General features: G+C 63.5%; 12 protein-coding genes. 4 read left to right on the top strand and 8 right to left on the bottom strand.

Features of this window, described 5'->3' with window-relative positions:
- Window positions 1–5: 5 nt before the first annotated feature.
- From AQ12_RS14875 to dapC, 7 genes are all read right to left on the bottom strand, one after another.
- Window positions 6–1,958 carry an ABC-F family ATP-binding cassette domain-containing protein gene (locus tag AQ12_RS14875; protein WP_048440719.1) on the bottom strand — a complete coding sequence of 651 codons (1,953 nt, stop codon included), beginning with the start codon at window positions 1,956–1,958 and terminating at the stop codon, window positions 6–8.
- Complete coding sequence (locus AQ12_RS14870) at window positions 1,955–3,202, bottom strand: cystathionine gamma-synthase family protein (protein ID WP_048440718.1); 1,248 nt, start codon at window positions 3,200–3,202, stop codon at window positions 1,955–1,957. The genes AQ12_RS14875 and AQ12_RS14870 overlap by 4 nt, the downstream gene beginning before the upstream one ends.
- Window positions 3,203–3,310: 108 nt before the next feature.
- Entirely contained in the window at window positions 3,311–4,186 is an 876-nt protein-coding gene (gene prmB, locus AQ12_RS14865; RefSeq protein WP_048440717.1) for a 50S ribosomal protein L3 N(5)-glutamine methyltransferase, read from the bottom strand.
- Window positions 4,183–5,328 carry a succinyl-diaminopimelate desuccinylase gene (dapE, locus tag AQ12_RS14860; protein WP_048440716.1) on the bottom strand — a complete coding sequence of 382 codons (1,146 nt, stop codon included), beginning with the start codon at window positions 5,326–5,328 and terminating at the stop codon, window positions 4,183–4,185. The genes prmB and dapE overlap by 4 nt, the downstream gene beginning before the upstream one ends.
- A complete protein-coding gene (locus AQ12_RS14855; protein WP_048440715.1) occupies window positions 5,325–6,482 on the bottom strand; it encodes a PilT/PilU family type 4a pilus ATPase in 1,158 nt (385 codons plus the stop codon). Before AQ12_RS14855 ends, dapE begins: the two co-directional genes overlap by 4 nt.
- A gap of 27 nt (window positions 6,483–6,509) precedes the next feature.
- Complete coding sequence (dapD, locus tag AQ12_RS14850) at window positions 6,510–7,334, bottom strand: 2,3,4,5-tetrahydropyridine-2,6-dicarboxylate N-succinyltransferase (protein ID WP_048440714.1); 825 nt, start codon at window positions 7,332–7,334, stop codon at window positions 6,510–6,512.
- 23 nt (window positions 7,335–7,357) lie between these two features.
- On the bottom strand, window positions 7,358–8,569 hold the full coding sequence (gene dapC, locus AQ12_RS14845) for a succinyldiaminopimelate transaminase (RefSeq protein ID WP_048440713.1): 1,212 nt from the start codon (window positions 8,567–8,569) through the stop codon (window positions 7,358–7,360).
- Window positions 8,570–8,663: 94 nt separating this feature from the next.
- Between dapC and smc the strand changes: the two genes are divergently transcribed.
- From smc to AQ12_RS14825, 4 genes are read left to right on the top strand one after another with little or no spacing between them, the layout of a single operon-like run.
- A complete protein-coding gene (gene smc, locus AQ12_RS14840) occupies window positions 8,664–12,179 on the top strand; it encodes a chromosome segregation protein SMC (protein WP_048440712.1) in 3,516 nt (1,171 codons plus the stop codon).
- The gene (locus AQ12_RS14835; RefSeq protein WP_048440711.1) at window positions 12,176–13,195 is read left to right on the top strand and encodes a cell division protein ZipA C-terminal FtsZ-binding domain-containing protein; all 1,020 of its coding nucleotides are present in this window, start codon (window positions 12,176–12,178) and stop codon (window positions 13,193–13,195) included. Before smc ends, AQ12_RS14835 begins: the two co-directional genes overlap by 4 nt.
- Window positions 13,192–15,252, top strand: coding sequence for an NAD-dependent DNA ligase LigA (ligA, locus tag AQ12_RS14830; RefSeq protein ID WP_048440710.1), 2,061 nt, complete (start codon window positions 13,192–13,194; stop codon window positions 15,250–15,252). The genes AQ12_RS14835 and ligA overlap by 4 nt, the downstream gene beginning before the upstream one ends.
- Window positions 15,253–15,296: 44 nt before the next feature.
- Window positions 15,297–15,611, top strand: coding sequence for a hypothetical protein (locus AQ12_RS14825; protein WP_202967509.1), 315 nt, complete (start codon window positions 15,297–15,299; stop codon window positions 15,609–15,611).
- A 65-nt stretch (window positions 15,612–15,676) separates the two neighbouring features.
- Here AQ12_RS14825 and AQ12_RS23020 read toward each other — a convergent pair whose 3' ends face one another.
- On the bottom strand, window positions 15,677–15,976 hold the full coding sequence (locus AQ12_RS23020) for a hypothetical protein (RefSeq protein ID WP_161799035.1): 300 nt from the start codon (window positions 15,974–15,976) through the stop codon (window positions 15,677–15,679).
- Window positions 15,977–15,978: the final 2 nt, after the last annotated feature.

Here is a 15,978-nt window from a genome sequence, read left to right as displayed (position 1 = left end):
GGCTTTCAGCGCGCCGTTTCAAGCGCTTCTATTTCGCCGGACAGCGCCATCCAGCGCTCCTCGAGCGATGCAAGCTCATCGGTGACGAGCTTCAGGCGCTTGCCGGACTTCGCCAGGTCTGCCGCAGCCATGGGCTCGGACAGCTGCGCTTCCAGCTTTTCCTTTTCTGACGTCAGTGCCGCCATGCGCTTTTCAGCCTGTTCCAGGTCGCGCTTGAGCGGTTTGGAAAGGGCGGCTGCCTGCTGCCTGGCCTGTGCTTCGAGACGCCGCTGCTCTTCAGCAGAAATAATCGGCGCTTGCGGCTTGTTGGCTTCGAGCTTCACGGCCTCGCGCACGCGCTTGGCTTCGTCGAGCAGGTACTGCTGGTAGTCGTCCAGGTCGCCATCGAACGGCGTGACCTTGCCGCGTCCGACCATCCAGAACTCGTCGCACACGGCGCGCAGCAGGGCGCGGTCGTGGCTGACCAGCATGACCGTGCCTTCGAACTCGTTGAGCGCCATCGACAGCGCCTCGCGCGTGGCCAGGTCCAGGTGGTTGGTCGGCTCGTCCAGCAGCAAGAGGTTGGGGCGTTGCCACACGATCATGGCCAGCACGAGCCGGGCCTTTTCGCCGCCGCTCATGGTGCCCACGGCCTGCTTGACCATGTCACCGGTGAAGTTGAACGTGCCCAGGAAATTGCGCAGGTCCTGCTCGCGGCCCGATTCGCCAGAGCCCGGCCCGAGCTTGCGTGCCAGCGCGAACATGTGTTCGAGCGGCGTGTCGGCGGGCTTGAGCACGTCCAGCTCCTGCTGCGCGAAGTAGCCGATGTTCAGGCCCTTGCCCTCGGTGATCGTGCCGCCCAGCGCCGGGATGTCGCGAGCGATGGTCTTGACCAGTGTCGATTTGCCCTGGCCGTTGGCACCCAGGATGCCGATACGCTGGCCGGCCAGCACCGATTTGGAGACGTTGCGCAGGATGGTCCTGTCGCCGTAGCCAAACTCGCCATCGGTGATCGCGAGCATTGGGTTGGGCAGGTTCGCCGGCTCCTTGAACTCGAAGGTGAAGTCTGCATCGGCCAGCACGGGCGCGATCTTCTCCATGCGCTCCAGTGCCTTGACCCGGCTTTGCGCCTGCTTGGCCTTGGAAGCCTTGGCCTTGAAACGGTCGATGAACTTCTGCAGGTGGGCGATCTTTTCCTTCTGCTTGGAGTACGCGCCTTGCTGCAACGCGAGCTGCTCTGCGCGCAGCGTTTCAAACGCGCTGTAGTTGCCGCCGTAGCGCGTGAGCTGCTGGCGCTCGATGTGCATGGTGACGTCGGTGACCGCGTCCAGAAATTCGCGGTCGTGGCTGATGACGATCAGCGTGCCGGCATAGCGCTTGAGCCATGCTTCCAGCCAGACCAGCGCGTCGAGGTCCAGGTGGTTGGTGGGCTCGTCCAGCAGCAGCAGGTCCGATGGGGCCATCAGCGCGCGGGCGAGCTGCAAGCGCATGCGCCAGCCGCCCGAAAAACTGTTCACCGGCTCTTCGAGCTCGGTGGTCTGGAAGCCCAAGCCCAGGATGAGCGCCTGCGCACGCGGAATCGCGTCGTGCTCGCCGGCATCTGCCAGGTCGGAGTGCAGGTGCGCAATCTCCATGCCGATGTCGTGATCGTCGGGATCCGCGTCGTGGCGGATCTCGGCCTGCTTGAGCGCCTCGCGCAGGCTGCCCAGCAGCGCGTCGCCGCCGAGCACGAAGTCAGTGGCTGAATCCGAGGTCTCGGGCATGTTCTGCTCGACCTGGCTCATGCGCCACTGCGAGGGCACCGAAAAATCACCGCCGTCTTCATGCAGCGTGCCATTGAGCAGGCCGAAGAGGCTCGATTTGCCCGCACCGTTGCGACCAACCAGGCCGACTTTTTCGCCGGGGTTGATGGTGGTGGAGACGCGATCGAGCAGGACCTTCGCGCTGCGGCGAAGGATCACGTTGCGAAGGGAAATCATGAGCGTTTGCCGCCGAGCGTGGCCAGCGCATTGCCGAAATCTTCGAGCAGGTCGGCCTCGGCTTCGATGCCGACCGACACGCGGATCAGCGAATCGGCAATCTCCATGCTCTTGCGTTGCTCCGCGCCCATCTCCCAGAAGATCGTGCGCGCGACGGGCAGGGCAGATGTGCGGTTGTCGCCCAGGTGGCTGGACTTGATCACGAGCTTCAAGCCATCGAGCACATCGAAGGGATCGACACCATCGACGGTTTCAAAACTCAGGAGCGCGCCGAAGTCCTTGAAAAGGGCTTTGGCCCGCTCGTGCTGGGCGTGGCTGGCAAGGCCGGGGTAATGCACTTTGGAGACCAGCGGCTGCTTTTCAAGGAATGCCGCGAGCGCACGCGCATTGCTGCAGGCGCGTTCGATTCGCAGGCCCAGCGTTTCCGCGCCGGCGGCGATACGGTGGGCGTGCTCTGCGCTCAGGGTCGCGCCAATGTCGCGCAGGCCCTTCTTTCGGATTTGCAGCAGGCCCCAGGTCTTGGGCTCGCCCTTTTTGTAGGCTGGCAGGATGTGCGGGTAGCTGGTCCAGACGAACACGCCGGTGTCGGAAATCGATCCGCCTAATGCGTTGCCGTGGCCGCAAATCGACTTGGAGAGCGAATGCACGACCAGCGATGCGCCGACGGCTTTGGGGCGGAACAGGGCGGGCGTGGTCATGGTGCTGTCGACGATGAAGACCAGGCCCTTGTCCTTGCAGACCCGGCCTATACCTTCGAGGTCGGCGATCTGGGTGCGCGGATTGGCGATGGTTTCGACGAACACGATGCGCGTGGCGGGGGTGATGGCAGCCTCAACGTTGGCGGCATCGGTTGCATCGACGAGCGTGACCTCGCAGCCCATCTGCTGCAGCGTGTTCATCCAGCTGGCCGTGTTGCCAAAGAGGAATCGGCTCGCAATGACGTGATCGCCCTTGCGCAGCAACGCCATCATGGCCGAGCAGATGGCAGCCATGCCGGTGGCAAACGACACCGTGCCGACGGCGTCTTCCATCAGCGTGATCTTGGTTTCAAGCGCTTGCGAGGTCGGGTTGCCCTGGCGGCCATAGACATGGCCCGAGCGCGTGCCCTGGAAGACCTCGGTGAGTTCGGCTGCGGTGGCGTAACCGTAGGCGGTGGCGATGTGCAGGGGCTTGAGAACAGCGCCGTGCTCCACACCGGCGAGGCGGTCGGAGTGGAGGATTTTTGTTGTGATGTCGGAAGGCATGGGCTCTATTGTCGCGGATGTGGGTTTTCCCTAGCCTCGGATGTCATGTCGGACTGGGAAATTAATTGGAATCTGACCCCAATTAAGTTTGCCCAGATGGATTGCGGGTCAGGCACGCAATGACAGCAAATCTCTTCTCGTCACCAGCAAGACCTGGTCGTCGCCTGCGCCCGTCTCCAGCCACACCACTTCCAGCCGGGGGAACGCGGCTTCAAAATGATCGCGCTCGTTGCCGATCTCCAGCACCAGCACCGCCTCATCCGACATGCACGCAGGGGCATCGCGCAGCAGTTGGCGGATGAAATCCATGCCGTCCGCGCCGCCGGCCAGCGCCAGTTCAGGCTCCGCGCGGTATTCGGCAGGCAGGTCGGACATGCTCTGCGCATTTACATAGGGCGGGTTGCACAGGATCAGGTCGTAGGGGCCTTGAACCGCTTGCAAGCCGTCCGATTCGATCAGGCGAACACGCTCCTGCAATTCATGCTTGTCCACATTGATGCGCGCAACGGCCAGCGCATCGGAGGAAATGTCGGCGGCATCGACCATGACGCCGGGATAGGTGAGGGCGGCCAGCACCGCCAGGCTGCCGTTGCCGGTGCACAGATCCAGCACGCGCTTCGTGCGCTCGTCACTCAACCACGGATCAATGTCGCCTTCGACCAGCAATTCGGCGATGAAGCTGCGCGGCACGATGGCGCGTTCGTCGATGTAGAACGGCACGCCCTGCAGCCATGCCTCGCGGGTGAGATAGGCCGCGGGCTTGCGGGTGGAGATGCGCTCGCCGATCAGTTCGTGCACGCTGTCGCTTTGCTCGGGCGAGATGGACATGTCGGCCACCTCGTCGAGTTCATCAAGCGGCATCCCAAGCTGCCACAGCACCAGCCATGCGGCTTCATCGAAAGCGTTGTCGGTGCCGTGACCGAAAGCAACGCCAGCCTGCTCAAGACGCGCGGCGCTCGCCTCGATGAGTTCCATCAAGGTCATGCGAGCTTGTCGAGGTTTTCCAGGACGCGGCGATAGACGTTTTTCAGCGGCTCGATCTGGTCCACTGGCACGTATTCGTCGATCTTGTGGATGCTGGCGTTGATCGGCCCGAACTCGATCACCTGCTTGCAGATGCGCGAGATGAATCGGCCGTCACTCGTGCCACCGGTGGTGGAAAGCTCGGTTTCCAGCCCGGTCTCGCTGCGGATCGCGTCCTGCACCGCAGTCACGAGTTCGCCCGGCGTGGTGAGGAACGGGTATCCGCCAACCACCCAGTCCAGCGTGTATTCAAGGCCGTGCCGGTCCAGCACTTCATGCGTGAGTTTCTTCAGGCTCTCGGGCGTCGATTCGCTCGAATAGCGGAAGTTGAAATCGATGACCACCGCACCCGGAATGACGTTGCCCGCGCCGGTGCCGCCGTGGATGTTGCTCATCTGGAAGCTGGTGGGCGGAAAGAAATCGTTGCCCCAATCCCATTCGATCGTCGCGAGTTCGGCAAGGGCTGGCAGCGCGAGGTGAATCGGATTTTTCGCCAGTTGCGGATAGGCGATGTGGCCCTGCACGCCCTTGACGGTGAGCTTGCCGCTCATGCTGCCGCGGCGGCCGTTCTTGATCATGTCGCCGAGCTTTTCCACCGAGGTAGGCTCGCCGACGATGCAGTAATCCAGGCGTTCATTTCGCGCCTTGAGCTGTTCGCACACCACCACGGTGCCGTCGACGCTCGGGCCTTCTTCGTCACTGGTGATGAGCAAGGCGACCGTCAGCGAAGGGTCGGGATTGGCGGCCAGAAACTCCTCGACGGCCACGGTGAATGCGGCGATGGAGGTCTTCATGTCGGCTGCGCCGCGACCGTAAAGCCGGCCACCCCGATGCGTCGGTGTGAACGGGTCGCTGGTCCATTGCTCCAGCGGTCCGGTCGGCACCACATCGGTGTGCCCCGCGAAAACCACCGTCTGCTCACCACGACCGGCGCGCTTGGCCCAGAGGTTGGTCACGCGGAAATCGGCCGGGCCGCTTTCAATCGTTTCGCACACGAAACCCAGCGGCTTCAGGCGTGCGGCGAGGATCTCCTGGCAGCCGCCGTCGTCAGGCGTGACGGAGCGGCGGGAGATCAGCTGTTCGGCGAGGTGCAGGGCTTTCAATGTTTCACATCCAGCGTGATTTCGGTGAATGACGGTTCGTCGGCCAGGTCTTCATCGGATGCACCGTCTTCGGCGCGTTCCATGTCCTTGCCCGCGAAGTCGTTTTGCAGACGCCACTGAAGGTTGGTTGGCGAATCGGCGTAGGCCAGGCCCTCTTTCTTGTCCACCGTGCCGTCGATGATCAGGCGCGCGATGTCCTGCTCGAACGTTTGCGAGCCTTCGGCCATCGACTTTTCCATCGCCTCTTTCACGCCGGAGAAGTCGCCCTTTTCGATGAGCTCGGCGATGAGCTTGGTGTTGAGCATGACTTCCACCGCAGGCGCGCGCGAACCGTGCACCGTGCGCAAGAGGCGCTGCGACACCACCGCCCGCAACGCGGCGGCCAGGTCGCCCAGCATGGTCGGGCGTACCTCGACGGGATAAAACGACAAGATGCGGTTCAGCGCCTGATAGCTGTTGTTGGCGTGCATGGTGGCCAGGCACAGGTGGCCGGATTGCGCGTAGGCGATGGCGGCCGACATGGTTTCGCGGTCGCGGATTTCGCCCACCAGAATCACGTCTGGCGCCTGCCGCAACGCATTCTTCAGCGCTGTCTGCATCGACTGGGTGTCGCTGCCGACTTCGCGCTGGTTCACCACCGATTTCTTGTTCTTGAAAAGAAACTCCACTGGGTCTTCGATCGTGAGGATGTGGCCCGAGACCTTTTCGTTGCGGTAATCCATCATCGAAGCGAGCGTCGTGCTCTTGCCCGCGCCCGTCGCGCCGACCATCAGCAGCAAGCCGCGCTTGTCCATGATGAGGTCGCCCAGGATCATGGGCACCGACAGCGACGCGAGCGCCGGAATGTCGGTGGTGATGTAGCGGATGACGGCAGCGTAGGTGCCGCGCTGGCGCATCGCTGAAATCCGGAAATTGCCCACGCCTTCAATGGCGTGGGCCATGTTCAGCTCACCGGTCTCTTCGAGCTCCTCGATGCGGGCAGCAGGCAGCACTTCGCCCAGCAACGCGATGGGGGCGTCGGGCGGCAGCAGCTGGTTGTTGATCGGCAGGCATTGCCCGTTGATCTTGATCAGCGCCGGTGCGTGGGCCGACAGGTAAACATCCGACGCCTTTTTTTCGCTCATCAGGCGAAGAATCCGTTCCATCGTCGACATGAAGGCCCCTCAGTTGGTTGGTATGGATCAGTCGCGCAGCAGGTCGTTGAGGCTGGTCTTGGCACGCGTCCTGGCGTCCACCTTTTTCACGATCACGGCGCAGTACAGGCTGTACTTGCCGTCGGCGCTGGGCAGGTTGCCCGACACCACCACCGAACCCGCAGGCACACGGCCATAGGTCACGGTGCCGGTCTCGCGGTCATAGATCTTGGTGCTCTGGCCGATGTACACGCCCATCGACAGAACCGAGTTCTCTTCGATGATGACGCCTTCGACCACTTCAGAGCGGGCACCGATGAAGCAGTTGTCTTCGATGATGGTGGGGCCCGCCTGGATCGGCTCCAGCACGCCGCCGATGCCCACGCCGCCCGACAGGTGCACGCCCTTGCCGATCTGTGCGCAGCTGCCGACGGTAGCCCAGGTATCGACCATCGTGCCCTCATCGACGTACGCGCCGATGTTCACGTAGCTGGGCATGAGGATCGCGCCCTTGGCGATGTAGCTGCCACGGCGCGCCACGGCGGGCGGCACCACGCGAACGCCGGTCGCGGCCATTTCCTCGGGCGACAGGTGCGCAAACTTGGTCTGCACCTTGTCGTAGAAGCCCAGGTCACCGGCGCGGATCACTTCGTTGTCTTTCAGGCGGAACGACAGCAGCACGGCCTTCTTGATCCACTGGTGCACCGTCCATTGGCCCACGCTCTCACGCGTTGCAACGCGCAAGTGGCCGTTGTTCATTTCGGCGATGACGTGTTCGACGGCGTCGACGACTTCCTTCGGGGCCGAGGCGGCGGACAGGCTGGCGCGGTTTTCCCACGCGTCTTCGATGATTTTCTGGATCTGTTGGGTCATGAAATGGATCTGAGATGGATCTGTTACGAACGGGACTTGACGAACTGGACGATGCGCTGCGCGGCTTCCACGCATTCCGCGGTCTCGGCCACCAGGGCCATGCGGATGCGACCGCTGCCGGGATTGAACCCATCACTCTCGCGAGCGAGGTAGCTGCCCGGCAGCACCGTGACATTGTATTGAGCGTATAGCTCGCGGGCGAACTCGACATCGGCAGGCTCGCTGCCCTTGTGGGTTTGCGGTACGGCGGCCCACAGGTAGAAGCCGGCGTCGGGCAGCTTGACGTCGAGCACGTCGGCCAGCAGTGGCGTCACCTCGGCGAATTTGGCGCGGTACATGGCCCGGTTTTCAACGACGTGCTTCTCGTCGCCCCAGGCCGCGATGCTGGCCGCCTGCACGATAGGGCTCATCGCGCTGCCGTGATAAGTGCGGTACAGCAAGAACTGCTTGATGTAGGCCGAGTCGCCTGCGACGAAACCAGAGCGCAGGCCCGGCACATTGCTTCGCTTGGACAGGCTGGTAAACGAGATCAGGCGGCGGAAGTCGCTGCGGCCCAGCTTGTGTGCGGCTTCCAGGCCTCCCAGAGGCGGCTCATCGCGGAAATAGATCTCGCTGTAGCACTCGTCCGAGGCGATGACGAAGCCGTATTTGTCGGACAGGGCGAACAGTTTTTTCCACTCGTCCAGCGGCATCACCGCGCCGGTCGGGTTGCCCGGCGAGCAGACGAAGATCAGCTGGGTTTTCTCCCAGACGGCGTTGGGCACGCTGTCCCAGTCGACGGCGAAATTGCGTTTCGGATCGCTGGGCGCGTAGTACGGCTGCGCGCCCGAGAGAAAGGCCGCGCCCTCATAGATTTGATAGAACGGGTTGGGGCAGACGACGATGGCGTCTTTGGTCGGGTCGATGACGGTCTGGGCAAAGGCAAACAGCGCCTCGCGGGTGCCGTTCACCGGCAGCATCTGCGTATTGGCGTCCACGGCCATGAGGCCATAGCGCGTCTGCAGCCATTTTCGGAACGAGTCCCGCAGCTTGGGTTCGCCGGCAGTGCCGGGGTAGACGGCCAGGCCTCCCAATGAGCTGGTCAACGCGGTCTTGATGAATTCCGGCGTCGGGTGCTTGGGCTCGCCAATGCCCAGGCTGATGGGCCGATACGAAGGGTTGGGCGTGACACCCACGAAAAGCTGGCGCAGCCGCTCGAAAGGGTAGGGCTGCAGGCGGGATAGCAACGGGTTCATAGCGGGCATTATCGGTAAAGACGCCCCGGCGTTTGATACAGAGCCGCCACGCCTTGCCGCTATCATCCCCACAGTCAGAACAGCGGGCAGGCCAGTGCGTCTCAATTCGATCAAGTTATCCGGGTTCAAATCCTTCGCGGAACCCACCAATTTCATGTTGCCGGGCCAGCTGGTGGGCGTGGTCGGGCCCAATGGGTGCGGCAAGTCCAACATCATGGACGCCGTGCGCTGGGTGCTGGGCGAGTCGCGCGCGAGCGAGCTGCGTGGCGAGTCGATGCAGGACGTGATCTTCAACGGCACCACCACCCGCAAGCCGTCATCGCGCTCATCCGTGGAGCTGGTCTTCGACAACGCCGACCACCGCGCAGGCGGCCAGTGGGCCCAATTCGCCGAAATCGCCGTCAAGCGCGTGCTGACCCGCGACGGCACGTCCAGTTACTACATCAACAACCAGCCGGTGCGCCGCCGCGATGTGCAGGACGTGTTCCTGGGCACCGGCCTCGGGCCCCGTGCCTACGCCATCATCGGCCAGGGCACGATCAGCCGGATCATCGAATCCAAGCCGGAAGAGTTGCGCCTTTTCCTCGAAGAAGCTGCCGGCGTTTCCAAGTACAAGGAGCGCCGCCGCGAGACGGAAAACCGCCTGTCGGACACGCGCGAGAACCTGACGCGGGTCGAGGACATCCTTCGCGAGCTGAACTCCAACCTCGACAAGCTCGAAAAGCAGGCTGAAGTCGCGCAGACGTACAACACGCTGCAGTCGCAGGTCACGCTCAAGCAGCACCAGCAGTGGTTCCTCAAACGCACAGAAAGCGAAGCCGACCAGGCCAAGGTCAAGGCCGATGCCGAGAAGTCGGTCAACGATCTTGAATCGCGCGTCGCCGATTTGCGCCGAATCGAAAGCGAACTCGAAACGATTCGCCAGGCGCACTACGCCGCAGGTGACCAGGTCAACCAGGCGCAGGGCCAGCTTTATGAAGCCAGCGCCGAAGTGGGCCGCCTCGAAGGCGAAATCCGCTTCGTGGTCGAAGGCCGTCAGCGTGTCGAACAACGCCTTGCGCAGCTGAAAGAGCAGACGGAGCAATGGGCCGGCCGCCGGGACGCGGCGCTGGCCGAGTCCGAGCAGCTGGCCGGACAAGGCATCGAGACCGAAGAGCGGTCGATTCTTCTCGCGGCCCAGGTCGAGGACCAGGCCGGCCAGATGCCTGACCTGGAAGACGCGCTGCGCTCTGCGCAGGCAGCCGCCAATGAGCAGCGCGGCAGTGTCACCCAGGTGCAGCAGCAGATACAGGTGCTGGCCGCCGACCAGCGAAACATCGAAGAACAATCGCGCCAGCTCACCCAGCGCCGCGAACGCCTGCAGACCGATCGCAACGCGCTGGCAGCGCCCGACGAAGTGCGGCTTGAAAACCTGCGCACCCAGCTGGCCGCTTCACAGGAGGCCTTCGAGACCGCCGACGCGCGCCTGCACGAGTTGCAGGAGCAGGTTCCGCAGCTCGACGACGACCGTCGCACGCGCCAGCAGGCTGTCAATTCAGAGGGCCAGAAGCAGGCTGACCTGTCCGCCCGCATGGAAGCGCTCAAGGCGCTGCAGGAAAAGGTCAAGACCGATGGCAAGCTGAAACCCTGGTTGGCCAAGCACGGCCTGGACGGGTTGCAGGGCCTGTGGAGCCGCATCCACATCGAGCAAGGCTGGGAAAGCGCGCTCGAAGCCGCCATGCGTGAGCGGATGAACTCGCTGGAGGTTTCGCGCCTGGACATGGTTCGCGCGTTTGGCAATGACGCGCCACCGGCCAAGCTCGCGTTCTACAGCCCTCCGCAGGCGGGAGTGCCCGAGCCGAATGGGCCGCTGCCGCGTCTTGCGGATCTTTTGCGACTGAACGACGCGGGCCAGAAGGCGCTGCTGGCTGATTGGCTGCATGGCTGCTACACGGCGCCATCATTTGAAGATGCGCTTGCCGCGCGCGACAAGCTGGCCGCCGGTGAAGTGATCTATGTCAAGAGCGGCCATGCGGTAACCCCGCATAGCGTGAGCTTCTACGCGCAGGATTCCGAACAGGCCGGATTGCTGGCGCGCCAGCAGGAAATCGAGAACCTTGAAAAGCAGCTGCGTGCGCAGACGCTGATCTCGGAGGAAGCGCGGTCGGCTTTGATTCGTGCCGAGGCCGCTTACACCGATGCGTCACAGCGCCTGGTCACCGCGCGCCGTGAAGCGGCCGAGACGCAGGGCAGGGCGCATGAATTGCAGGTCGAGACGCTGCGCCTCACGCAACTAGCCGAGCAGACCCGGGCACGCAGCGACCAGATCGCGGGCGACATGGCCGAGGTCGATGCGCTGCTCGAAGAGCTTCAGGAGCGCCGCGTTACAGCAGAGGGTCGTTTTGAAGAACTCGACATGCAGCTGGCCGACAGCCAGGAGCGGCATGCGCAACTCGACGAACGCGTGATCGAGGCCGAGCGCAAGCTGGCCGAGGCTCGCGAACAGCACCGCAGCCTGGAGCGGCAGGCGCAGGAAGCCGCCTACGCGTTGCGCTCTGTGGAGTCACGCAAGGCCGAGCTGCAGCGCGCCATCGAAACAGCCGACCAGCAGGCCCTTTCCATCTCCGAAGAAGAAGGTCGCGCGCAGAGTGAACTCTTGCGTCTGACCGATGCAGCGGCGCAAGCGGGCCTGCAATCCGCGTTGGCATTGAAGCTGGAGCGCGAACAATCGCTGGGTGCCAAGCGCAGCGAATACGACGACCTGACGGCCAAGCTGCGTGCCAGCGACGAGCGCCGCCTGCAACTGGAGCGCGAGCTTGATCCGCTGCGCCAGCGCATCACCGAATTTCAGCTGAAAGAACAGGCCGCGCGGCTGGGCTTCGAGCAGTACACGCAGTTGCTCACCGACGCACAGGCCGACCTGGAAGCGGTGGCCAAGTCGCTCGAAGACGGCAAGGTGCGCCTGTCAGGCATGCAGGGCGATATCGACCGCCTGCACCGCGAGATCGCTGCGCTGGGCGCGGTGAATCTGGCAGCGCTGGACGAGTTGACGACGGCGCGCGAGCGCAAGCAGTTCCTCGACGCGCAATCGGCCGACCTGAACGAAGCCATGGCCACGCTGGAAGACGCGATCCGCAAGATCGACGGCGAAACGCGCGAGCTGCTCGGCGGCACCTTCAAGATCGTCAATGAGCACTTCGGGCGCATGTTCCCCGAGCTCTTCGGTGGCGGCAATGCGCGGCTGGTGATGACCGGCGACGAGATTCTCGATTCGGGTGTGCAGGTGCTGGCACAGCCGCCCGGCAAGAAGAACCAGACGATTCACCTGCTCTCGGGCGGTGAGAAGGCGCTCACGGCGATTGCGCTCGTGTTCGCGATCTTCCAGCTCAATCCTGCGCCGTTCTGTCTGCTCGATGAGGTGGACGCGCCGCTGGACGACGCGAACACCGAACGCTATGCCAAGCTCGTCACGGCCATGAGCCGCGAGACGCAGTTCCTGTTCATCAGCCACAACAAGATCGCGATGGAAATGGCAGAGCAGCTCATCGGTGTGACCATGCAGGAGCAGGGCGTCTCGCGTATCGTTGCGGTGGATATGGACGCAGCAGTTTCAATGGTGGAGGCGGCTTGAGCAGTTTCACGATCGGCCTTGCAATCCTTGGCGGGCTGGTGCTTGCCGCACTGGTCGCGTGGAACACCTGGTCCTCACGCAAGAACACGCCCCGCCAGCCGGAGGTGTTCGATGTGCAGACCGAACCTTCCGAACTGCATCCCCGGCAGGACCCGGTGTTCGATGTCGAACCTGAAATGCTGTTGCCCGAGAAGAAGCCCGGACTCGATGCGCTGATTGATGCGCTCACCACCATCGCGCTCGAAGGCCCGGTGTCTGGCGATGCGGCGCTCGCTGCCATGCCTTCCACCCGTCGCGCGGGCAGCAAGCCGTTCGCCATCGAAGGCTTGAACGAGGCGACGGGCCAGTGGGAAGTGCCACGCGCGGGCCAGCGCTATTCGTCCTTTCAGGCGGGTGTGCAGCTGGCCAACCGTACGGGCGCGCTCAACGAGATCGAGTATTCCGAATTCGTGGTCAAGGTCCAGGCCTTCGCCGATGCTGTCAACGGCGTGGCGGAGATCCCCGAAATGCTCGATGAGGTCGCTCGCGCTCGTGAGCTGGACCAGTTCGCTTCCGAGCACGACGCGCAACTCGGCTTTACCTTGCGCGCAAAGAATGCGGCCTGGAGCCCCGGCTACGTTCAGCAGTACGCCTCGCGGCTGGGCTTCGTGGCCGGTGCAATTCCCGGCAGGATGGTGCTGCCTGCGACTGGCGCCGGAGCGCCGCCGGTGCTGGGTTTGTCGTTCGACACGCAGGCCGCCATGGCTGATGACCCTGCGCAATCGGCCTTGCGCGAACTGACACTGAGCTTGGACGTGCCGCATGTCCATCGCAGCGAGCAGCCCTTCGTCAGGATGCGTGACGCCGCGATTGCGCTGGCTGCTTCGATGGAAGGGACGATCACCGATGACAACGGTCAGGTGATCCGCTCCGAAGGCCTGGACGTGATCGGCGCGGACCTCGAAAAGCTCTACGACACGCTCGACGCTCGCGACCTCTCGGCTGGCTCACCGCAGGCTCGCCGGCTGTTTTCATGAGCGCGCCTGTCCAGGTCCGCGAGCGCATCGACGCGCTGCGCGAGCTGCTGCACCACCACGCCCATCGCTATTACGTGCTCGACGATCCGCAGCTGCCGGACGCCGAGTACGACAAGCTCTTTCGCGAACTGCAGGAGTTGGAGGCCCAGCACCCCGAACTGGCCTCGCCCGATTCGCCGACCCAGCGGGTCGGCGGCAAGCCGCTGGATGGCTTTGCCAGGGTGCGTCACAAGGTGCCGATGTTGTCGATCCGCACTGAGACCGACATCGAGGCGAGCGGCGCGCACAGTTTTGACGCACGTGTTCGCCGCGAGTTGGGCCTGGCTGAGTCGGACCCACCAGTCGAGTACGTGGGGGAGCTCAAGTTCGACGGCCTCGCCATGAACATCCGTTATGAAAACGGCGTGCTGGTGCAGGCTGCCACCCGAGGCGATGGCGAGATCGGCGAAGAGGTCACGCAGAACATTCGAACCATCGGGCAGGTCCCTTTGCGTCTGCCGAAAGACGCGCCGCCGGTGCTCGAAGTGCGGGGCGAGGTCTACATGAGCCGCGGCGATTTCGAAAAGCTCAACGAATCGCAGCGCGAGAAGATCGCCAAAGGTGCAAAAGGCGAAAAAACATTCGTAAACCCGCGCAATGCGGCAGCAGGTGCTGTCAGGCAGCTGGATCCTGCGATCGCGCGGCAACGGCCGCTCAGTTTCTTTGCCTATGGGTTGGGCGAGATCAGCGCGCCGGAGGCAGGTGGCCCCACATTCGAGACGCACTTCGAGATCCTGATGACATTGCGCTCATGGGGCTTCCCGGTTTCCGATCGCACGCAGATTGCGACCGGCGCCGATGAGCTGATTGCGTTTCACCAGGCGATCGGCAAGGACAGGGACAGCCTGCCTTTCGACATCGACGGCGTGGTCTACAAGGTCAACAGCCTGGCGCTGCAGAGGCAACTGGGATTCGTTTCGCGCGAGCCACGATGGGCGGTGGCGCACAAGTACCCCGCGCAGGAACAGTTGACCACTGTCCAAGCCATCGATGTGCAGGTCGGGCGTACCGGCAAGCTCACCCCTGTTGCAAAGCTGGCACCTGTGTTCGTCGGCGGCGTGACGGTGACCAATGCCACGCTGCATAACGAGGACGAGGCCAGGCGCAAGGACGTGCGCGTGGGCGACACGGTGATCGTGCGACGGGCCGGTGACGTGATTCCAGAAGTGGTCGCCGTGGTGCCTGAGAAGAGGCACCATGATGCATTGCAGTTCACCATGCCGCGCATCTGCCCGGTCTGCGGCTCCGATGCCGTCCGCGAAGAGGGCGAGGCCGACTACCGCTGCACGGGGGGACTTTTTTGCGGCGCGCAGCGCAAGCAGGCGATCCTGCATTTTGCGCAGCGCCGGGCGGTGGACATCGATGGCCTGGGTGAGAAGCTGGTCGATCAGATGGTGGAAGCAAAGGTGATCAGCACGCTGCCCGATCTGTACCGGCTGGGCCTTGCCAACGTCGTCGCGCTCGACCGCATGGCAGAAAAGTCCGCCCAGAACGTACTGGCAGCGCTGGAAAAATCGAAACAGACAACCCTGCCGCGCTTTCTCTACGGCCTGGGCGTTCGGCACGTGGGTGAGACCACGGCCAAGGAACTGGCTCGCCACTTCGGCAAGCTCGATTCGATCATGGACGCCAGCGTCGAACAGCTGCTTGAAGTGCCTGATGTCGGCCCCATCGTCGCCGAAAGCGTGCACACGTTTTTCCGGCAGCCGCACAACCGTGAAGTGGTGGAACAGCTGCGCTCTTGCGGTGTGACCTGGGAGGAGGGCGAGCCCGAAGCACGCGCACCCAAGCCGCTGGCAGGCAAGACCATTGTTCTGACCGGAACGCTGCCGACGCTGTCGCGTGACCAGGCCAAGGACATGCTCGAAGCCGCAGGAGCCAAGGTCGCGGGCTCGGTCAGCAAGAAGACCGACTACGTCGTCGCCGGGGCCGAGGCGGGCAGCAAGCTGGACAAGGCGCGCGAGTTGGGCGTCACCGTGCTGGACGAGGATGGCTTGCGGGTGCTTTTGGCTGGGTGACGGCCGGTTGATATCAATTCGATATCATGTGCTAAAGTGGCTCGATGCAGCATTCCTCCAGTCGTCGCTCACCAGGCAAGGCCTCGGCGCAGCCCGCTCCAAAGGGCGCCGCGCTCCTGATGAGATTTCGCGAAGATTCGGCCACGGGCGTGAGCCGCGATACGCTCACGCAGATTGCACGACAGCTCGGCTACGAGCGCGAGTCGGAGGTTTTGCATTACGCCCTTCGCAAGCTGGCCGATGAGGTGCTTCCCAAGTACGAGCTTGACGATGGCCCGCTGACCCAAAAGCAGCTCGGTGCCATTCGCAAGGCCGGCGGTGTGCCCGGCCAGGGCAAGTTGAAATCCACGTTGTTTTGACGAACGCGAGAGTCTGGTGGCAGGAGCCCCTGGCCGGCGACATCGTCTGGTGCCATTTCCCCCATTTACCCGGTCTTGAGCCTGGCCCAAAGCCCAGGCCAGCGCTTGTCCTGGAAGTCCGCGAAATTGATCCGGGCAAGTTGCGCGTGCGGGTGGCCTACGGTACGAGTCAGAAGCTCACTAGCTTGCGCGCCGGTGAGTTTGTTGTCGGCATCGCGGACACCGCCGCATATCGCATGGCCGGGCTCCAATCGGACACCAAATTCTGCTTGCGGGATGCCGTTGAACTCGATTTCAACAACGCCTGGTTCAAGCCTGCGCCGCACCGACCTTTTGGCGAGAACCCCAAGCTCGGCGTGCTTCACGC

This window comes from Caenimonas sp. SL110 (assembly GCF_001044395.1).
Taxonomy (GTDB): Bacteria; Pseudomonadota; Gammaproteobacteria; order Burkholderiales; family Burkholderiaceae_C; genus Ramlibacter.
The sequence above is the reverse complement of the archived record's forward strand: the minus strand, read 5'-3'. Positions and strand labels throughout refer to the sequence as shown.

Coding starts and splice junctions, on each gene's coding strand:
- AQ12_RS14875 (WP_048440719.1), bottom strand. CDS start 1,958: ATGATTTCCCTTCGCAACGTGATCCTTCGCCGCAGCGCGAAGGTCCTG.
- AQ12_RS14870 (WP_048440718.1), bottom strand. CDS start 3,202: ATGCCTTCCGACATCACAACAAAAATCCTCCACTCCGACCGCCTCGCC.
- prmB (WP_048440717.1), bottom strand. CDS start 4,186: ATGACCTTGATGGAACTCATCGAGGCGAGCGCCGCGCGTCTTGAGCAG.
- AQ12_RS14855 (WP_048440715.1), bottom strand. CDS start 6,482: ATGTCGACGATGGAACGGATTCTTCGCCTGATGAGCGAAAAAAAGGCG.
- dapD (WP_048440714.1), bottom strand. CDS start 7,334: ATGACCCAACAGATCCAGAAAATCATCGAAGACGCGTGGGAAAACCGC.
- dapC (WP_048440713.1), bottom strand. CDS start 8,569: ATGAACCCGTTGCTATCCCGCCTGCAGCCCTACCCTTTCGAGCGGCTG.
- ligA (WP_048440710.1), top strand. CDS start 13,192: ATGAGCGCGCCTGTCCAGGTCCGCGAGCGCATCGACGCGCTGCGCGAG.
- AQ12_RS14825 (WP_202967509.1), top strand. CDS start 15,297: ATGCAGCATTCCTCCAGTCGTCGCTCACCAGGCAAGGCCTCGGCGCAG.